The 16,743-nt window shown below is 57.7% G+C and carries 18 protein-coding genes; 9 read left to right on the top strand and 9 right to left on the bottom strand.

Annotation, left to right across the window (positions count from 1 at the left end; genetic code table 11):
* From gcvPA to AFE_RS04565, 7 genes are read right to left on the bottom strand one after another with little or no spacing between them, the layout of a single operon-like run.
* Positions 1-1,344: an aminomethyl-transferring glycine dehydrogenase subunit GcvPA gene (gcvPA, locus tag AFE_RS04595; RefSeq protein ID WP_012536479.1), complete on the bottom strand. Its 1,344-nt coding sequence runs from the start codon at positions 1,342-1,344 to the stop codon at positions 1-3.
* Between the two features lie 5 nt (positions 1,345-1,349).
* Positions 1,350-1,733, bottom strand: a complete 384-nt coding sequence (gene gcvH, locus AFE_RS04590) for a glycine cleavage system protein GcvH (RefSeq protein ID WP_009562478.1) — start codon at positions 1,731-1,733, stop codon at positions 1,350-1,352.
* Positions 1,730-2,857 carry a glycine cleavage system aminomethyltransferase GcvT gene (gcvT, locus tag AFE_RS04585; RefSeq protein WP_041645355.1) on the bottom strand — a complete coding sequence of 376 codons (1,128 nt, stop codon included), beginning with the start codon at positions 2,855-2,857 and terminating at the stop codon, positions 1,730-1,732. The genes gcvH and gcvT overlap by 4 nt, the downstream gene beginning before the upstream one ends.
* Positions 2,854-3,183 (bottom strand): roadblock/LC7 domain-containing protein, encoded by a 330-nt coding sequence (locus tag AFE_RS04580; RefSeq protein ID WP_009568901.1) that lies wholly within the window; start codon positions 3,181-3,183, stop codon positions 2,854-2,856. Before AFE_RS04580 ends, gcvT begins: the two co-directional genes overlap by 4 nt.
* Positions 3,184-3,200: 17 nt before the next feature.
* Positions 3,201-3,686 (bottom strand): YajQ family cyclic di-GMP-binding protein, encoded by a 486-nt coding sequence (locus AFE_RS04575; RefSeq protein WP_009568900.1) that lies wholly within the window; start codon positions 3,684-3,686, stop codon positions 3,201-3,203.
* Positions 3,687-3,692: 6 nt separating this feature from the next.
* The gene (locus AFE_RS04570; protein ID WP_012536477.1) at positions 3,693-4,187 is read right to left on the bottom strand and encodes a molybdenum cofactor biosynthesis protein MoaE; all 495 of its coding nucleotides are present in this window, start codon (positions 4,185-4,187) and stop codon (positions 3,693-3,695) included.
* 2 nt (positions 4,188-4,189) lie between these two features.
* Entirely contained in the window at positions 4,190-4,432 is a 243-nt protein-coding gene (locus AFE_RS04565; protein ID WP_012536476.1) for a MoaD/ThiS family protein, read from the bottom strand.
* Between the two features lie 107 nt (positions 4,433-4,539).
* Here AFE_RS04565 and sohB point away from each other — a divergent pair, with 107 nt between their 5' ends.
* From sohB to AFE_RS04525, 8 genes are all read left to right on the top strand, one after another.
* Positions 4,540-5,544, top strand: a complete 1,005-nt coding sequence (sohB, locus tag AFE_RS04560) for a protease SohB (RefSeq protein ID WP_012536475.1) — start codon at positions 4,540-4,542, stop codon at positions 5,542-5,544.
* Positions 5,545-5,650: 106 nt separating this feature from the next.
* The gene (locus AFE_RS04555) at positions 5,651-6,910 is read left to right on the top strand and encodes a type II secretion system F family protein (protein ID WP_012536474.1); all 1,260 of its coding nucleotides are present in this window, start codon (positions 5,651-5,653) and stop codon (positions 6,908-6,910) included.
* A complete protein-coding gene (locus AFE_RS04550) occupies positions 6,900-7,466 on the top strand; it encodes a pilus assembly FimT family protein (protein WP_012536473.1) in 567 nt (188 codons plus the stop codon). Before AFE_RS04555 ends, AFE_RS04550 begins: the two co-directional genes overlap by 11 nt.
* Positions 7,467-7,477: 11 nt before the next feature.
* Positions 7,478-7,951, top strand: a complete 474-nt coding sequence (locus AFE_RS04545) for a type IV pilus modification PilV family protein (protein WP_012536472.1) — start codon at positions 7,478-7,480, stop codon at positions 7,949-7,951.
* A 2-nt stretch (positions 7,952-7,953) separates the two neighbouring features.
* Positions 7,954-9,087 carry a PilW family protein gene (locus AFE_RS04540; RefSeq protein WP_012536471.1) on the top strand — a complete coding sequence of 378 codons (1,134 nt, stop codon included), beginning with the start codon at positions 7,954-7,956 and terminating at the stop codon, positions 9,085-9,087.
* Entirely contained in the window at positions 9,084-9,671 is a 588-nt protein-coding gene (locus AFE_RS04535; protein ID WP_012536470.1) for a PilX N-terminal domain-containing pilus assembly protein, read from the top strand. Before AFE_RS04540 ends, AFE_RS04535 begins: the two co-directional genes overlap by 4 nt.
* Positions 9,668-13,081, top strand: a complete 3,414-nt coding sequence (locus AFE_RS04530) for a pilus assembly protein (RefSeq protein ID WP_012536469.1) — start codon at positions 9,668-9,670, stop codon at positions 13,079-13,081. Before AFE_RS04535 ends, AFE_RS04530 begins: the two co-directional genes overlap by 4 nt.
* A 334-nt stretch (positions 13,082-13,415) precedes the next feature.
* Positions 13,416-14,714 carry a hypothetical protein gene (locus tag AFE_RS04525; protein WP_012536468.1) on the top strand — a complete coding sequence of 433 codons (1,299 nt, stop codon included), beginning with the start codon at positions 13,416-13,418 and terminating at the stop codon, positions 14,712-14,714.
* A 38-nt stretch (positions 14,715-14,752) separates the two neighbouring features.
* Here the strand turns inward: AFE_RS04525 and AFE_RS04520 are convergent, their stop codons facing one another.
* Both AFE_RS04520 and AFE_RS04515 read right to left on the bottom strand, forming a co-directional pair.
* Complete coding sequence (locus AFE_RS04520; protein WP_225487428.1) at positions 14,753-15,166, bottom strand: hypothetical protein; 414 nt, start codon at positions 15,164-15,166, stop codon at positions 14,753-14,755.
* Positions 15,141-15,590 carry a DUF423 domain-containing protein gene (locus AFE_RS04515; RefSeq protein ID WP_012536466.1) on the bottom strand — a complete coding sequence of 150 codons (450 nt, stop codon included), beginning with the start codon at positions 15,588-15,590 and terminating at the stop codon, positions 15,141-15,143. Before AFE_RS04515 ends, AFE_RS04520 begins: the two co-directional genes overlap by 26 nt.
* A 126-nt stretch (positions 15,591-15,716) precedes the next feature.
* Between AFE_RS04515 and AFE_RS04510 the strand changes: the two genes are divergently transcribed.
* Complete coding sequence (locus tag AFE_RS04510) at positions 15,717-16,733, top strand: complex I NDUFA9 subunit family protein (RefSeq protein WP_012536465.1); 1,017 nt, start codon at positions 15,717-15,719, stop codon at positions 16,731-16,733.
* The last annotated feature ends 10 nt before the right edge of the window (positions 16,734-16,743 follow it).

Below are 16,743 nucleotides of genomic sequence, written 5' to 3'. Positions count from 1 at the left end.
TCATAAAGTCTCCAGCACAGCGGTCAGGGCACCGCGATACGCCAACAGATCCGCCTCTTCCAACAGTTCCGTGGTGCATACCAGCAGATCGCCCGCTTCGCCCATCCCCCAATCCGAGAGGGGGAGCCCCGCCAGCAAACCATAGCCCAGCAGCGTATCCCGTACCGCCACGGCAGCATGAGGCAAGCGCACGACAAATTCATGGAAAAAGGCCCCGCCATAAGGCAGGCTCACCCCCGGCACCCCCGTCAACAGTTCCCGCAACCGCACGGCACGCTCATGGCACAGCACCGCCGTCTGCTGCAAGCCGTATCCGCCCAGCGCCGCCATATGAATGGTCGCCGCCGTCACCATCAGGCCCTGATTGGTGCAGATGTTGCTCGTCGCCTTGCCGCGGCGAATATGCTGCTCCCGCGCCTGCAGGGTCAGACAAAAACCCTCACGGCCCTGCCCGTCCACGGTCTTGGCGACCAGTCGCCCGGGCAACTGGCGCACGTGGGCCTTGCGGCAGGCGAGAAAACCAAAGTAAGGCCCGCCGCCGCTCAGGGGAATTCCCAGCGGCTGCCCCTCCCCCACCGCCATATCCGCGCCCTGTGTGCCCCAAACCCCCGGTGCCTTCAGCAACGCCAGCGCCAGCGGATTGACCACGGCTATGGCGAGCAGGCCATGAGCATGGGCCCAGTCGGTCAGCGCATCCACCGGCTCCAGCAGACCCAGGGCGTTGCTCTGGGGAATGATCAGCGCCGCCGCATCCCCCGCATCTGCGGGCAATATCAGGGTACCCGTGGCACGGTCATAAGGCACGCTCACCAAACGGATGTTTTGCAAACCAAGCACGCTGTCCAACACCCGCCGCCAGCCCGGCAGCAGGTTCTCCGGCACCAGGATGGATTTGTCGCCGCCCTGAATACGCAACGCCATCAGGCAGGCCTCGGCCAACCCCGAGGCTCCATCATAGAGGGAGGCATTACTCACCTCCAGCCCGGTCAGCCGGGTGATGAAGCTCTGATACTCATAAATGATCTGCAGTGTACCTTGGCTGGCTTCCGCCTGATACGGCGTATAAGCGGAATAGAACTCGCCGCGCCCGGCAATTTCCCAGACGATGGCCGGGATATGATGGGCATAAGCCCCGCCCCCCGCAAAGCAGCGTAGCGGCGCGTTGGCCAGCGCCCTTCCCTCCAGCTCACGCTGCAGCGCCATTTCCGACAGCCCTTCCGGCAAGGCCATATCCTGCACCTGCAGGACTGGAGGAATTTCATCGAAAAGCTGGTCGAGGCGCTCAACGCCGACGGCGGCCAACATCGCCGCCGTCTCCGCCGCATCGTGGGGAATATAGGGCATAACGATCAGACCTCCGCGATCTTGGCGTAGGCCGCCGCATCCATCAGCCCGTCACCAGCGGACGCATCCGCCTCCACCACCATGATCCAGCCCCGGCCATAAGGGTCTTCATTGAGCCACTGCGGGTTATCCGCCAACCCGTCGTTACGCTCCACCACCGTGCCGTCGAGCGGCGCATACAAATCCGCCGCCGCCTTGACCGACTCCAGCACACCGCAGACTGCACCACCGCGAATCGTCTTACCCGTCTCCGGGGCCTCTACGAACACCAGATCCCCCAGCAATTCCTGGGCGTGATCGGTAATTCCCACCCGGTAGCGTCCGCCTCCCAGGTCTTCCACCCACTCATGGGTATCACTGTAACGCAAGGTCTCCGGAATTTTGCTCATATTTCATGCTCCTCAGGAAAGGAAAAGGTTGCCGCCCCGTTGCGCCAGAAGGGCGGTTTTATCACCAGCGCCGGACGCCGCACCCCACGCACCAGCACCGCAGATAGCGCTCCCGGCGCCAGCACCGCATCCACCCGGGCCAGGGCAATACCGCACTGCAAACTGGGCGAAAAAATACCGCTGGTGACCACCCCGCAAGGCTGTCCAGCGGCATTTTCGACGACATAGCCATGGCGGGGAATCCCATCGCGCATGGCCAGACCGACGAGCCGGGCACCGTCACCAGCCGCCAACTCCGCCTCCAGTGCCGCCCGGCCCAGAAAATTCCGGTCTGCGGCCCGCAAGTCCACGGTCCAGCCCAGATTACTGGCATAAGGCGAAACCGCCGTTGTCATATCCTGACCGTACAGACCCAGCCCCGCCTCCAGACGCAGACTATCCCGCGCCGCCAGACCCGCAGGGCGCACACCCGCCACCAGCAGCCGGTCTGCCAGGTCCGTTAACAGCCCGTTAGCGGCGACGATTTCGACGCCATCCTCGCCGGTATAGCCGGTTCGCCCGACAAAAAAATCTCCCTGTTCCAATGCGTGAAAAACGCCCAGATCCGCCAACGCGGGAATCGCCAGTACCGTCGCCGCCAGCGCCCGCGCTGTCGGGCCCTGAACGGCGAGAATCCCCAGATCTGGCCGCTTCTGCAGGATCACGCGCCAGCCATGGGCATCCGCAAGGGCCTGCAGGTGCGCCGTATCCGCCTCCGCACCCCCCGCATTCAGCACGATCCGATACCGGCCTCCGCCGCGATGGTAGACGATCAGATCGTCGATAATCCCGCCATCGCCCTGCAACATCGTGCTGTACAGCGCCTTGCCCGGCGCAGCGTCCAGCTTTGCCACATCGTTCGCCAGCGCATACCGAAGCAGCACCCGCGCATCTGGCCCGCTCAAATCCAGAGGCCGCATGTGCGAGACATCAAACAGTCCCGCCGCCCGCCGCACCGCCTCATGCTCGGCCAGTTGCGAGCCGTAGTTCAGAGGCATCTCCCAGCCGGCAAAATCCACCATACGTGCGCCGTGGGCCACATGCCAGTCGTGAAGTGCCGTATGTTGTGCCGACACCTTCGTCATAAAGCCACCGCGGCAGTCCGCAATACATCGATCCCCGACTCGTCGTTCCGCCCCGGCCGCATCACCACCAGTACCGCTCCTGACATGGTCGGCAGCAACACCATATCGTGGTCAGCCAGCACCACATGGACATGGCGCACACCATTACCTTCCTCGTTCATACGTTTAGCCAGTGCGCACATGCCAGACGCCAGCGCCGCCACCGTATCCGCCACGTCTTCGGACATCCCTTCCACCTGTAAAGGAATCCCGTCACGGCTGATCACCGCCGCCGCACTTACCCCTGTCATCCCGGCAACCAGTGCCGCAAATTCCACCTTGTCCATGTTTCCCCCGTCAAACCTCAATCCCGAAAGTTCGTAAACTGCACCGGCAAACCAAAATCGTGACCGCGCAGCGCGGCAATGGCCGCCTGCAACTCGTCCCGGCTCTTGCCCGACACCCGCAACTGATCCCCCTGGATACTGCCCTGGGCCTTGAACTTTCCGTCTTTCAGAAATTTGATCATGCGCTTGGACACTTCGGTTTCCAGACCCACTTTCAGGCTCAGCACCTGCCGCTCCATCCCGCCCGCCGCGGCGGCCACCTTACCCACCTCCAGGGCCTTCAAATCTACCCCGCGCTTTACCAGACGCGCCGAGAGCAGGTCGATCATCTGCCCCAGCTTATACTCGTCCTCGGCAACGAGGATGATCTCCTTTTCCTTCCGCTCCATCGACGCCTTGCTGCCCTTGAAATCATAACGGGTGGTGATTTCCTTCACCGTTGTATGCAGGGCATTATCCACTTCCTGCATATCCACTTCGGATACCACATCAAAACTCGGCATAAAATCTCACTTCACCTGTGTATGGGAATGGGAAACATGGGGCGCATGGGTATGCCCCTCGCGGCTCCCGGCCCGGCAGCCGGGACAATCGGTCACCCAGCGCACCCCCTCCGGGGTGATCTCTTTTTTCCAGAAGGGCGCGCTGGTTTTCAATACATCGATCAGGAAGCGACAGGCGTCAAAGGCCGCCGCCCGGTGCCGCGACCAGACCGCCACCATCACGATATTGTCCTGTGGCGCCAGACGCCCGTAACGATGCATGATCAGGCTGTCGAGGATATCGTAGCGCTGCGCGGCCTCCGCGCTGATACGTTCCAGCTCGCGCTCCGTCATCCCCGGATAGTGCTCGATCTCCATGGCCAGGATATCCGTCGCCTCGCTATAATCACGCACCGTCCCGATAAAGGTGACCGAGCTGCCCGCTCCGGCGATGGCATCCGCCGGAAAGGCCGCCATCTCCGCCATCGGATCAAAGTCTTCCCGCTGAACTTTAACGAGCACAGCTAACCACCGGTTACCGGTGGGAAAAACGCCACCTCGTCGCCGTCGCGAACCACATCGGAGAAAGGCACGTGCCGTAGGTTGACCGCCGCCAGCAGATGAGCGCCCTGCAGCACCACGCCGGCTTCACCCTCCGCCAGCGCCAGGATATCCGCCACGGTGGCACCACCTTCAGGCATCGGCAGAGACATTTCCCCGATCCCGACACGCTCGCGCACGCTGGCAAAAAACTTCACATGGATCATGAAAGGAAGCACCTCGGCAAGAGTTAAAATGATAACGCCCCCAGCACCCAGGGTTCAACCATTCCCGGAATCTTTACAGCTATCGCCTTTCCGCCTATCTTGGCGCCATGGAAACCTTCTTCAGTCATTACCTGCTCTTCCTTGCCGACACCGCCACCATCGTGGTCGCCCTGCTCGTCGTCGTGGGCGGCATCGCCGCCATCGCCCTGAACAAACGCAAAAGCCCCGCGTCCGGACAGGTGCAGGTCACCGACCTGCGCAAGCAATTAGAACAATCGGGCGAAAACGTCCAGCAATACCGGCTGGACAAAAAAGCCCTGAAAATCCATCGGAAGACCCTCAAGAAAGACCGCAAAGACAGGGCCAACGACCCTCTTGCCGAAAGCTGCACCTATCTGCTCGACTTCAAGGGCGATATCCGCGCCTCTGCCGTCAGTGCCCTGCGCGAAGAAATCTCCGCCATCATCCAGGCCGCAAAACCCGGCGACACCGTCCTGCTGCGCCTGGAAAGCGGCGGCGGCATGGTCAACACCTATGGTCTCGCCTCGGCCCAGTTATTACGTCTGCGTGCCGCCAAGATTCATCTCACGGTGCTGGTCGACGCCGTCGCCGCCAGTGGCGGCTACATGATGGCGGTCACGGCTGACCGTATCGTCGCCAGCCCCTTCGCCCTCATCGGCTCCATCGGCGTCGTCGCCCAGATTCCCAACTTCCACCGCTGGCTGCAGGATCGCAACATCGACTGGGAACAGTTCACCGCCGGCAAATTCAAGCGCACCGTCACCTTGTTCGGCGAGAACACCGAAACCGGCCGCGCCAAGCTGCGCGAAGAACTGGAAGAAACCCACGCCCAATTCCGCGACTTCGTCCAGCAATACCGTCCGCAACTGGATTTGGAACAAGTCGCCACTGGCGAAGCCTGGCTGGGCAACAAGGCCCGCCAACTCGGATTGGTGGATGATCTCGCCACCAGCGACGAGATCATCCTGGAAGCGGTGCGACAGGGCAAAGTGCTCGCCCTCCATTATCAGCGCCAAAAGACACTCCCCCAACGCCTCGGTCTCGCTGCCCAGCAAAGCTGGGACAAACTCTGGCAGCCGCCCATCTCCTGAAATACCTCGTTCCAGTCCCGCCGCTCCGCGGCAGCACAACGCCCATTGCAAATTGACCAGACTGTTCTATATGGGTGGGTAGTAACGACTGGGACGGGATGAACGCATGGCGACAGCCTTGGGCAAAGACAAGAAATCCGCACTCCGCGAGGCAAAAACCTACGACTTTACGTGGGAGGCGACCGCGCCCGGCGGGAGCGAAAAGAAAAAGGGCGAGATGAACGCCGTCTCCGCCAACGCCGTGCGCTCCAACCTGCGCCGCATGGGACTGATGCCGACCGTAGTGCGCAAAGCGCCGCAGCCTCTCTTCGGTGAAAAAGGGGTCAAGGAAGCGCAACTAGTGGTGATGGTCCGCCAGCTCTCCACCATGATCAACGCCGGTGTGCCCATCGTGCAGTCTTTCGAACTGCTGGTATCCGCCACCTCCGGCGCGGGCATGAAAAAACTGCTCAAGGGGATTCTCAAGCACCTGAAAGAAGGTGAATCTCTGTCGCAGGCCATGGCCCACTTCCCCAAATATTTCGACCGCCTTTTCGTATCCCTGGTCGCCGCCGGTGAGCAGGGGGGCATCCTCGACACCATCCTCCTGCGCCTGGCCGAATATCGCGAAAAGACCCTGGCGCTGAACAAAAAGGTCAAGTCGGCCATGTTCTACCCGGCCGCCATCATCACCGTCATGGTCGTGGTCGTGGTGATCCTGATGATTTTCGTCATCCCGGTATTCTCACAGCTCTTCAGCAGTTTTGGTGCCACTCTGCCGCTGCTGACGCAGGTCGTCATCAACATCTCCGACTGGATGAAAAGTCACTGGTACATCGTGGTGCTCGTACCTATCGCCTCGGTATGGCTCTTTATCTACGCCTACAAGCGCAACCTGTCCTTCAAAACCGTCATAGACCGCTTCTCCCTGAAAATCCCGGTGCTCGGCGATATCCTGCTGAAGGGTGCCGTGGCGCGCTTCATGCGTACCCTGTCCACCATGCAGGGGGCAGGCGTGCCCATCATGGAAGCCCTGGGAACACTTTCCAAAGTGTCCGGTAACGTCATCATCGAACGCAGCGTCCTGGCTGCCCGTGACGACGTCGCCACCGGCGGGCGCATCACCACCCAACTGAAAGCCGACGGCGTCTTTCCCATCATGGCCACCCAGATGCTCGCCATCGGTGAGGAAACCGGCGCCATCGAAGTCATGTCCGGCAAAGTCGCCGACTTTTACGAGAACGAGGTCGAAGAAGCGGTCAGTCGCCTCTCCACCCTCATGGAGCCCATGATCATGGTGGTGCTCGGCATCATCGTCGGCACCCTGGTCGTCGCCATGTACCTGCCGATCTTCAAGATGGGCGCGGTGGTGACGCATGGGGGGTGAGTGGGGCGAGCGCGACCTCCCTCTGACGGACGCAGTCGGTTTCACCCTGATCGAACTGATGATCACCATTGCGGTGGCCGCCATTATCCTCGCCGTCGCCATCCCGGATGTCTCCATCTGGATGGTGCGGGCGCGCATACAGGCCGCCGCCGGAAAACTTCAGCAAGACATTAACTGGGCCAAGGGCTACGCCATCCGCAGCGGTTATCCGGTGAATGTAAGCGTTCAGGGTGGCGGTGGGAGCGCCTGTGCATGGACCATATCACCTACAGCCACTGGGGTATTGCAAAACGTGCCCGGCATGACCCCCGTGCAATATGCCAGTCAGTACCAAAATATACCTTGCACCGTTCTGACTGGTGGCACATTTAGCGTCACCCCTACCGGAATGGTGCAGAATCCAGCAGGCACCATTACCAGTGCGAACATAGAGTTCCAGGCGGGTGGCAATAATCCGGCAGAGTACGGCTACTGGCTCATTCAGGTAGGGGGCGCCGGTGATGTGCGTTCCTGTGCCACGGCTTCCGCCACCAGCACGGTGTGCAATCTACAATGAGGCGCCTCGCCATGCACTCACCACAGCAGCCGGAGCAGGGCTTCACCCTCATCGAGACCATGATCGCCCTGGCGATTTTTGCCATTGGCTCGCTGGGTATCCTGGCCATTCTCATGACCGGTTTCAGCACCAGCGCCGAGGGCAACAACCTCACCGGCGGCTATCAGATTGCTCAAAACGCCGTTGGCCTGATCCGCGCCAATGGCAGCAATGCCCTGCAATTCAATGGCGCCGCAGTATCGAACACCGGCACCATCACCGTTCCCGGCAGTGCCAACACAGTGGTCGCACAAGCGATCAGCTCCTGGAGAAACATGCTGTATCCTCCGGGTCTCCCTCCCGCTTTCCCCTCCGCCTCTGGCAGCATCACGGTCCTTTCCCAGCAAGGCAACGGGATGTGCCCCTGCACAGCTACCGTTTCCGTTTCCTGGCTACTGAACGGCACTCCGGAGACCTACTCCGTGCAAACCATCGTGGGATACTGACCATGCGCCATGCTGACGGCTCAGAAACGGGTTTTACCCTCACCGAACTGCTGGTAGCCCTGGTGATCGGCACCTTGCTGGCGACTGCCGTGTTCACGTTCTTTCTGAACAGCAGCCAGATCATCACCAACCAGAGCAGCACTACGGATATGTGGCAGCGGGGACGTAACGCGCTGGCGTTAGTGCGCCAGGCGGTGGAGTCGGCGGGGTTTGGGTTACCACAGATTTCTGATTGCCCTAATGGGATTGCCGCTTATAACAGCAATCAGACTGCTTCGCCTTTTTCTTTGACGGCTATCACCGCCTCCGTGCAAAGCAGTGGCACCTATGACCCCACAAACACCAGCAATATCAATACGTATTCATTGATGACCGTGGCGGGGGGCGCATCATTTGGCAACGCTCCGGCAGCGCAGATCAGCTCCATTCCGAGTATGGCCTCGCAGCGGGTGTTTTTGACGGCGACAGCATTCATCAATTCTGGGGATATGTTTATTGTACAAATTCCCGGACAGGCCTGCCTGATGGCACAGGTGACCAACCTGCTTACTCAAGGCAACGGGATTGGCGTTGTTCATAATTCTGGACTGTCCAATTACAATCCTTCTGGGGGTTTTCAGACATTAGCGGGGGCTATTTATCCTGGCCTTAGCAGCACCGCCTTTGTCGGTGCCAACTTCATCGACTTGGGCAGCAATAACTTCACCATCAATCAATTCACCATTGGTGACAGCGGCGGCACCGCGACACCGACCCTCTACCTAACCCAATATACCGCCAACCAGACCACCACATCTACTCGTCAGGCCCTAGCGCGTGGTGTCGTAGATCTACAATTAGAATATGGTCTCGGCATTAATGGCGCCATAACACAATGGGTTCTTCCTGCAAATTACACGCCGTCGGCTACACAGCAAATTCTTGCCGTTCGGATAGCCATGCTTGCACGTAGTACCCGCTACATGCCCAATGAAACCAGCCCGGCCAGCTTCATTATGTTACCTCACCAAAATCTAAGCTATACCGTTCCGACATCCAATGGCCCAGGCTGCCTGCAAGGTGATTGTCGTCACTATGCCTACCATCTTTTCGAAAGCGTGGTGCCGGTTCGAAATAATATCTGGGGTGGACCATGATTGAACCAATGAAACATGGATTATCTACCCCAAAAACCAACCTCGACAAAGAAAGTGGGGCGATCTTGGTGATCACGCTAGTTCTGGTTTTGGTCATCACCGTCGCTGTCCTCGCGCTCATGTACCTAACCCATAACGATGTCCTCATTTCTTCCAATATGGCGGTGCAGAGTGCTGCGCAGGAAGCGACGGATCAGGGCGTGACGGCTGCGAATGCCAGCTTGCAGGCCTTGCCAGACTGGCCGGAAATCACCTCCCCAGGCTCTTGGTATCTCCCGTTACCCACCAACGCTAATGGACCCACCCGGCCCACAGTGCCGCCCGCAAGTTTTTGGTCCAGTTGCACCGGAACGACCTGCGCCTCCATTCCTATCCAATACGGCAGCTTTAATTTCAACGTGCAGTACGTGATGTATCCCGCTGGCGCCCTCGCCACCCAGGTTGGTGGCAATGAACAAAACCAGACCGGCACTGGGCCTGGCGTGCAAAGCATTCGTTATTACGTCGTCTATGTGCATACATCCAGAGCCAATGGTGGTGGCCTCGGCGTCACCGTGCAGGCCATTTTGAGGAAAGTGCAATGAATAAAAATCCGCATCAGAAATTCATTGTCAGTGTGCTCTGCCTGTCCATGACCGCCGCTCCGCTAGCGAGCTGGAGCAGCTTCGCCCAGGCCAACAATACCATCAATATCCTGCCTGCCAACCAGCCGCAGGTGATGATATTGCTGGATAACTCACAGGGCATGGCGGGCGTCCTGCAAGGCCCCACCGGTCTCTCCGGCGCCATTATGACCGGCTCCGGCACCGTGCCGGAAAATGCCAATTCGTCCTCACCCGTAAACTATACCGCCAGCGGCTTCACGCCTCCCGCGCTGGGTTCGCCCGGAACCAGTGTGCCTTACTCCGTCCCCTGCAATACGTCCGGCATTACCGCCGCTGCCCAAAGCGCCTGTGCCTCCGTGGGGGCCTCCGGGGCCTCCAGCGCCTATATCGACAACTCACAATCCATGCTCAACGTGGCGGAACAGGCCATCGGCACGATTATCAATACACCGGAATATAACAACAATATGCAGTTCGGGTTGATGGATTATGCTTTGTCTGGCAGGGTATCGCTTTATAATACTTGGGCATATTATATGAGCGATAATAATGGTTTCTCCTTTGGTACCAGTGCCACGGGAGCCCCATCTGGAGATGTAACCGTGGCAAATCCCTGTTACCAATCAGGCAGTAATTCATGTATTAATTTGCAGCAAAACATATTTGGCCAAGGTAATGGAAGCATTAGCGATCCGTACTTGTATGTTCAAGCCAGCAGTGATGCCCCAGTAATCAATGACGTGCTTTACGCCATCGCCGCTCAATGGCAACCAGATGCCACCAATGCAGTCGGTTGGGGGCCAAATCCATACGGATTAAATCTGCAAAGTTACATGACGGGTAATTCTGGCGTCAATTTTAGCAACTATTCAAACGGATTGGTGTCCGGCATGACTCCCACCAGTGCCGGTTATTTCCCTCTATCTCAGCAAGTGTGGGAGTCTCAACGCGGTTATGCCTTCAATGCAAACACTTCCTACAATAAGGGCAATATTGTCAGTCCCATATCCGCGACAAACAGCGCCAATGCGACCAATATCGCCAACGCCATTCTCCCGGAGGTTTTCCGAACCGACAAATCCATTAATTACGCTGCAGAGGGGCCGATAACCGCCTCCGCCGGCTATTCCCCCACGGCTGGCGCCTTCAGTACGGCACTAAGCTATTACGAGGGAAGCCTGCCAAACCCGCCGCCGGCGACCTGCGGCAGCAAATACGTCATTTTCATCACCGATGGGCAGCCCACCCAAGGTATGGAACATGGATATGTATACCCGCCTTTGGGCAGTGCTTCGGCGCAAATGTTCGGTGTCACCTCCATCACCGCCAGCACTTGGAGTTCGACCAACAACAACGCGGTGGTAGAAACCATTAATGAAATCCAGGCACTCGCGCAAAAGGGCATCAAGACCTATGTTTTAGGGGTCGGTTCCGCCGTCAACCCCAATGTGCCAGGTGCAAGTGCTGCCGATCAGGCGGAAGCTCTGCAGGGTCAGGCCGTGCTCACCGCCATGGCTCAGGCGGGTGGCACTAGCAACTTCTATGCGGCAACGTCTGCCTCCGATGTACAGTCCGCCATGAACAGCATCATCGCCAACATTCTCGGCAAAAGCGTTTCTGCATCCTATGGCGCACCGCCTTCCGCAACCGTGGGGTCTTTGGAGTTTTTGCTCAAAAATGTCAATCCGATCACCGGACAAGGCGACCTCTACGCCTATGCGTTACAGAGCAGCGGTACGCCAAGCACCAGCGCGTCCTGGGACGCTAACAGCTTCATGAGCAATCGCTCCAGTGCCCTCTATACCACCACGCCCGGCGGCACGAATGGGGCAGGAATAGATATCTTGCTGAGCGGTGTCGCCAAGAACACGCCCAGCGCATTCGGCACCCTGCCCACAAGCTTGACTGCAAGCACCATTGCCGCCTACACCATAAATCCGTCTGACAGTAGCGGCGCCTATCTCGGCGGGCGTCAAAGTGGCTGGTATATGGGGTTACCCACCTCCACGCCGCCGCAGGTGCTCACTGCGCCCAACAACGGACAACTGCTGGGTGCAGGTGGCACTACCAACAGTTACCTGACCTTCGCCAGCAATCATGCCAACCGCCAGAATGCGGTCCTCTTCAGCGATAATGATGGCTTCCTGTACGCGATGGGCTACAACAATACTGGCAGCCCGACGCTCCTTTGGGGATGGATGCCTCAGGGCCTGCTGCCGCAACTCCAGAATTACAACACCTTTTGGCAAGGCACGAATATGCAAGGTGGCTTCCAGACGATTGATGCCACAGTCGCGCCGACCCAACCGCACACCTGGCATACCTATGTGGCGGGAAGCGCCAGTAACGGTAGCATTCTCTATGACATTCAATTGACAGGGACGACCGCCCCCAACCTGCAGAGCACGATATGGGAAGATGACCTGGGCGGCAATTATAGCCAACCGCAGCCTAGTAATCCGGTCTTTTATCAATATCAGACGCCGGGAACCAAGAACTTTGGCCAAACCTGGGCACTATGGGCCGTAAACCAGGCCATCAGCGCTACCAGCAGCACCAGTTATCTGATAGGGGTCAATGTGGGCACAGGGCAAAGCTTTCAGGATGCCCTCCCTTTTAATAACACCGCCACCCCCTACATCGACGCATCAGGAAATCTTTATCTGGGCGACAATACCGGTAACATATACGAAATATCCTCGGCTACATTGCCAGGCTTACTGACGCCCGGCGCCGCAACCCTCACGTTTGCTAAGGATTTTGTGAATAAAACCGCCGTTGGCAATTATTCGTCGGCATGGTCTGGGAGCCTCAGTGGCAGCAATCCGGGTGAAGTGCAGTATATCGGTGGCAGTTACTATCAAGGTAAAAACTATCTGCGTGTACAAGGACCCAATGGTATCACTATTTTTTCTCAGCTAAATGGCACTTGGTCACCAGTATGGACCGCCTACGCTGGCGGCGCTGGCACCTGGAGCAGCGGGGCCTTTACTACGCAGACCTCTGGTACTAATCCGCCTGTTACTGCACTGCCATCAGGGTCCGTCGTTTCCGCACCCGCGTTGATCAATAGCGGTGCCGTCATTCTGCCCGTGACCGTGCCACCATCCGCAAACTCCTGTGGAAATGGCGATGCTTACTATTACCTCTATGCCCTCAACAACGGCATTTTCCCCAGCGGCACCTTCACCGACAGTACCGGGACAGCCATTACCAACGCACTTTTCGTTGGTTACGGAACGGCCTTCACGCCCACCGTCACCAGCTTCAATGGCCGTACCTTGTTGCAGGGCGCAGCTAGTAATACCGGACCGTCAAAAACATTCCCCACGGGCTTTGGTGCTGGACTGCCATTAGGTGGCCCTACGGGGTGGAAACTTGCTAATTGAGAGGTTCCTCGACAGGTTGAGTGAATACAAGGGTAAAATGGTGGATTTGTTGGGAGCAGATATTCACTGCAGCCATGGGGATGGCTTCAATAGACTGGAAAGAGACATAGGAGTTGGCTAAAATAGCTCCGTTCGCCTATGAACTAGAACAATGGAGAATTTCTTTGTTTTGTCTGATGCCTAGCCGCAAGCGGAAACCTCTCGGAAACCATATGATGGGAGCCTTTTGGCAACACGAACATGAAACACAAGGGTATCTTATGTCTAATGGTATGATAAATTGAAGCAAGCAGAAGAAGTAATCCATCCAGAAGCCTTATCCGGCACCGGCATAATGACCATATCGCGTGAGCCGGTCGTCTTTCACTGCAACCACTACAATCGCTTTCTTCAATTGGTGATCGAAGACTGCCATTACATTGACCGCGAACCAATTCTGGTAGGCTCTGCGACCGAAGTCAGCTTCCGACAACTGCGGACGGCCTTTCGGGAACACCCAGAATGGTCCGTTGCAAATCGCCTCAAGTATGCAGAATCCATGTATCGCTTTTGCGGATTTGGAGATCTACCATTGGGCGCGCTGCCCCATTCAGCCGAACCAGAGTTTGTTCTCGTCGAAAATCACTCCCATTATGGGACGGCACTGCGCCTGAATTATGGTAAGCGGCGCTGGCCTGGCGAGCATTTCGATCTTGGCTACGCCATAGGTGCCCTATCGGCCATTTATGGACAACCTTATGGGGGGAAAATCGATGCAACTGCCCTCTCCACGGGGGCAGAGACCACCCGATTTCATCTGCATCTTCGCAACAGTGGGGATCGATTCCCCTTGGACATACCGGATATCCCCCAGGCAGTTCTGCCTCAGGGTGCCGATCAGGTTCCCCCGCGACATATCGGTCTGCATATAGATGAAGACGCCATTATGACTGCGGTGGGCACCTTGCCATTGACCGGGGATCCCGACGGATTGATTCCTGCTTTTGGCGTCTATCTGACGCGGCACTATGCGGACTACTACAATCTGGTGTCTTTTCGCTTTGAACGTGCTCTTCAGGAAGCGCTCAACACGCATCGTTATTTGGGGGAGATGCTGTGGTACGAGTACCCTACCCTGTTTTATTATAAGGAGAAATTCGAGCATCTTCAGGGCCAGGCACTCGCCAGAACCTTGTTGATGGAAGCGGGCCATATATGCGGGTTCAACACCATGGGCGGCATCATGCGCTCGGATCCCTGGTATCAGCTGATTGTGCCTCAACTGCAATGCCGTGAAGACTGGTTATCCGGCATCATTGCCTGCATCAATGCGCTCGGTTGGGGCGTATGGCGTATTCAGGAAATCATTCCTAACGAGCGCCTGATACTGCGTGCCTGGTATCCCTACGAGTCTCTTGGACATCTGCGTGCTTTTGGGCCGGCAGACCACCCCATTGATTATTTGATGACGGGCATTGGCTCCTCTCTGATGAACCTGCTCTATACGGCAGACATTACCACAAGGCCGGACCTCACTTTGGAATTTTACTATCAGGTGAACCGTTCCAAAGCCGGATTCTGGGCCAGACAAACGCGTTGCATGGCTATGGGAGACCCCTATTCCGAGGTTGTGGTGGAGCGTAACATTTTATAATTCCACATGCCTCTGAACCTTTCTCATCGTTATGGACTTCATGGCTGCGTGCCAGCTGCGATCTTCCGCGCCGACACCCTCTTCTGCCACGCCATGATCGCATCGATGACTTCCTGGTCAAAGTCCATGGTTTCATGTTCTTTTACCAGTTTTTTCACCACCTGTACCTGCGTAGATATCTGCACGGTGCGGGCAATATTCTGGAAATATGGATCGGTATCCAGATAGCAGTTTTCCTGAGGCAAAGCGCGTTTCAATTTGAGCGACTTGCCTTCTTCGGCATGGCACAGCACGGTTTTTGAGTTGATCTCCGTCACGCTATAGGGCCGCACGGATTTTATCGTCCCGCTATAGGGCACATGCTCCACAACCCAGAACCTGTCCCCCACTTCGGCATCGGCAAAATCCAGATATCTTCCGTATGCATTACCCGTTGCAATCAGCATCACCATTCCCCTGCGTTTTGGAGGCACGCCAGATACCTAGCGCCAGTAGCAGCCAGGAAAAAATCAGCGCCGTCCCGCCCATGGGGGCGAAAAATGCCCAGAACGAATAGCCGGTCAGCACCAGCAGATAGAGTCCGCCGCAAAACAGCAGAACGCCCAGGGCCATCAGCAGTCCCGCCGCGCAGAGCAGGCGCCGCCTGCCGTACTGGCGGATCAACACACCGATGAGCAGCAGCCCAAGCCCGTGATAAATCTGAAAGCGATTCGCAATATCGTAAATATGCAGCGCACGGTCACCCACCCTCCCCGCCACCAGATGATCCCCTGCCGCACCGGCGATCACCGCCAGGGCCATCACCAGCGCCCCGAGCATGGCAAAATATGCTCCGGCCTGTATCCCGCATTTCCGTCCTGCCGAATGTCCCGCCATGTCATTCCTCCCTCGAATACCATCCCGGTTTATAGCCCATATGGAGGGCCTCGAACAAATACGGCCCATCCGCCCCCACCGTTCATAAGCCTGTGCTATGCTGGCAGGTATCATCCTGGAGGAGTCATGACACTTCACAAAATTTGTATTCTGGGGGGCACGGGCTTCGTGGGGCGGCACCTGGCAGAGCGGTTGAGCCAGAAAGGACACGCCGTGCGCATCCTGACGCGCAACCGCGAACGTCACCGTGAAAATCTGCTGGTACTCCCCGGTGTGGAGTTGATCGAGGCCAATGTCCATGACCCCGTCGCGTTAAAAAAACAGCTTGCAGGACGAGATGTCGTCATCAATCTCGTGGGAATCCTCAATGAACGCCATCAAGGCGATTTCGACAGGAACCACGTCGAACTCCCGCGCCTGGTAGTCGGCGCCTGCAATGATCTGGGCATCCCCCGTCTACTTCACATGAGCGCATTGGGAGCCAGCCCCACCGGTCCCAGCGCCTACCTGCGCTCCAAGGGGACGGGTGAGGAGATCGTCCGTCAGTCGAACGGGAATAGGGCGGAAATGGGACGCTTTGATGATCTGGAAGAACCCATGCCACTCTGGAGCCATGGGCTCAAAACCACTTCTTTTCGCCCAGCGGTGATTTTTGGTGAGGGTGACAGCTTTTTCAACCGCTTCGCCGGGCTATTGCGCCGCATTCCCTTTTTCATTCCGCTGGCCCGGTCGAAAGCCAGAATGCAGCCGGTCTGGATTGAAGATGTGGTCAGCGCCTACGTGCAATCCATGGATGACGAAAAAACCTACGGTCAAGCCTATGATCTGTGTGGTCCGAAAGTCTATACCCTCGGTGAACTGGTGGCCTATACCCAGAGTCTGATCGGCACCCGTCGCGTCATCGTGCCCCTCGGTGACTTCGCCGGCAATCTTCAGGCCAGCATCATGGAAAGGCTGCCGGGCAAGGTACTCACCCGCGATAACCTGCTCTCCCTGTCTATCGACAGCGTCTGTACCAGAAATGATCTGGCCGAGAGTTTTCAGATAGAGGCCACCTCTGTCGAGAGTATCGTACCCGGCTACCTGGGCGGGAAAGGTGCCCGCGCGGAGCGTCTGGCGGAAATCCGCAACCGGCGTTCCTGAGCCTCGGCCG

The organism is Acidithiobacillus ferrooxidans ATCC 23270, from assembly GCF_000021485.1.
Classification (GTDB): domain Bacteria; phylum Pseudomonadota; class Gammaproteobacteria; order Acidithiobacillales; family Acidithiobacillaceae; genus Acidithiobacillus; species Acidithiobacillus ferrooxidans.
This window is presented reverse-complemented; position numbering and strand designations above follow the sequence as displayed.

Bases quoted from the DNA above. Each gene is read 5' to 3' on its own strand.
- gcvT (WP_041645355.1), bottom strand. From the start codon at position 2,857: ATGACGAAGGTGTCGGCACAACATACGGCACTTCACGACTGGCATGTG.
- AFE_RS04550 (WP_012536473.1), top strand. From the start codon at position 6,900: ATGGGGGGTGAGTGGGGCGAGCGCGACCTCCCTCTGACGGACGCAGTC.
- AFE_RS04580 (WP_009568901.1), bottom strand. From the start codon at position 3,183: ATGGACAAGGTGGAATTTGCGGCACTGGTTGCCGGGATGACAGGGGTA.
- AFE_RS04520 (WP_225487428.1), bottom strand. From the start codon at position 15,166: ATGGTGATGCTGATTGCAACGGGTAATGCATACGGAAGATATCTGGAT.
- AFE_RS04510 (WP_012536465.1), top strand. From the start codon at position 15,717: ATGACACTTCACAAAATTTGTATTCTGGGGGGCACGGGCTTCGTGGGG.
- AFE_RS04515 (WP_012536466.1), bottom strand. From the start codon at position 15,590: ATGGCGGGACATTCGGCAGGACGGAAATGCGGGATACAGGCCGGAGCA.
- gcvPA (WP_012536479.1), bottom strand. From the start codon at position 1,344: ATGCCCTATATTCCCCACGATGCGGCGGAGACGGCGGCGATGTTGGCC.
- AFE_RS04565 (WP_012536476.1), bottom strand. From the start codon at position 4,432: ATGATCCATGTGAAGTTTTTTGCCAGCGTGCGCGAGCGTGTCGGGATC.
- AFE_RS04555 (WP_012536474.1), top strand. From the start codon at position 5,651: ATGGCGACAGCCTTGGGCAAAGACAAGAAATCCGCACTCCGCGAGGCA.
- AFE_RS04545 (WP_012536472.1), top strand. From the start codon at position 7,478: ATGCACTCACCACAGCAGCCGGAGCAGGGCTTCACCCTCATCGAGACC.
- AFE_RS04535 (WP_012536470.1), top strand. From the start codon at position 9,084: ATGATTGAACCAATGAAACATGGATTATCTACCCCAAAAACCAACCTC.
- AFE_RS04530 (WP_012536469.1), top strand. From the start codon at position 9,668: ATGAATAAAAATCCGCATCAGAAATTCATTGTCAGTGTGCTCTGCCTG.
- sohB (WP_012536475.1), top strand. From the start codon at position 4,540: ATGGAAACCTTCTTCAGTCATTACCTGCTCTTCCTTGCCGACACCGCC.
- gcvH (WP_009562478.1), bottom strand. From the start codon at position 1,733: ATGAGCAAAATTCCGGAGACCTTGCGTTACAGTGATACCCATGAGTGG.
- AFE_RS04540 (WP_012536471.1), top strand. From the start codon at position 7,954: ATGCGCCATGCTGACGGCTCAGAAACGGGTTTTACCCTCACCGAACTG.
- AFE_RS04575 (WP_009568900.1), bottom strand. From the start codon at position 3,686: ATGCCGAGTTTTGATGTGGTATCCGAAGTGGATATGCAGGAAGTGGAT.
- AFE_RS04525 (WP_012536468.1), top strand. From the start codon at position 13,416: ATGACCATATCGCGTGAGCCGGTCGTCTTTCACTGCAACCACTACAAT.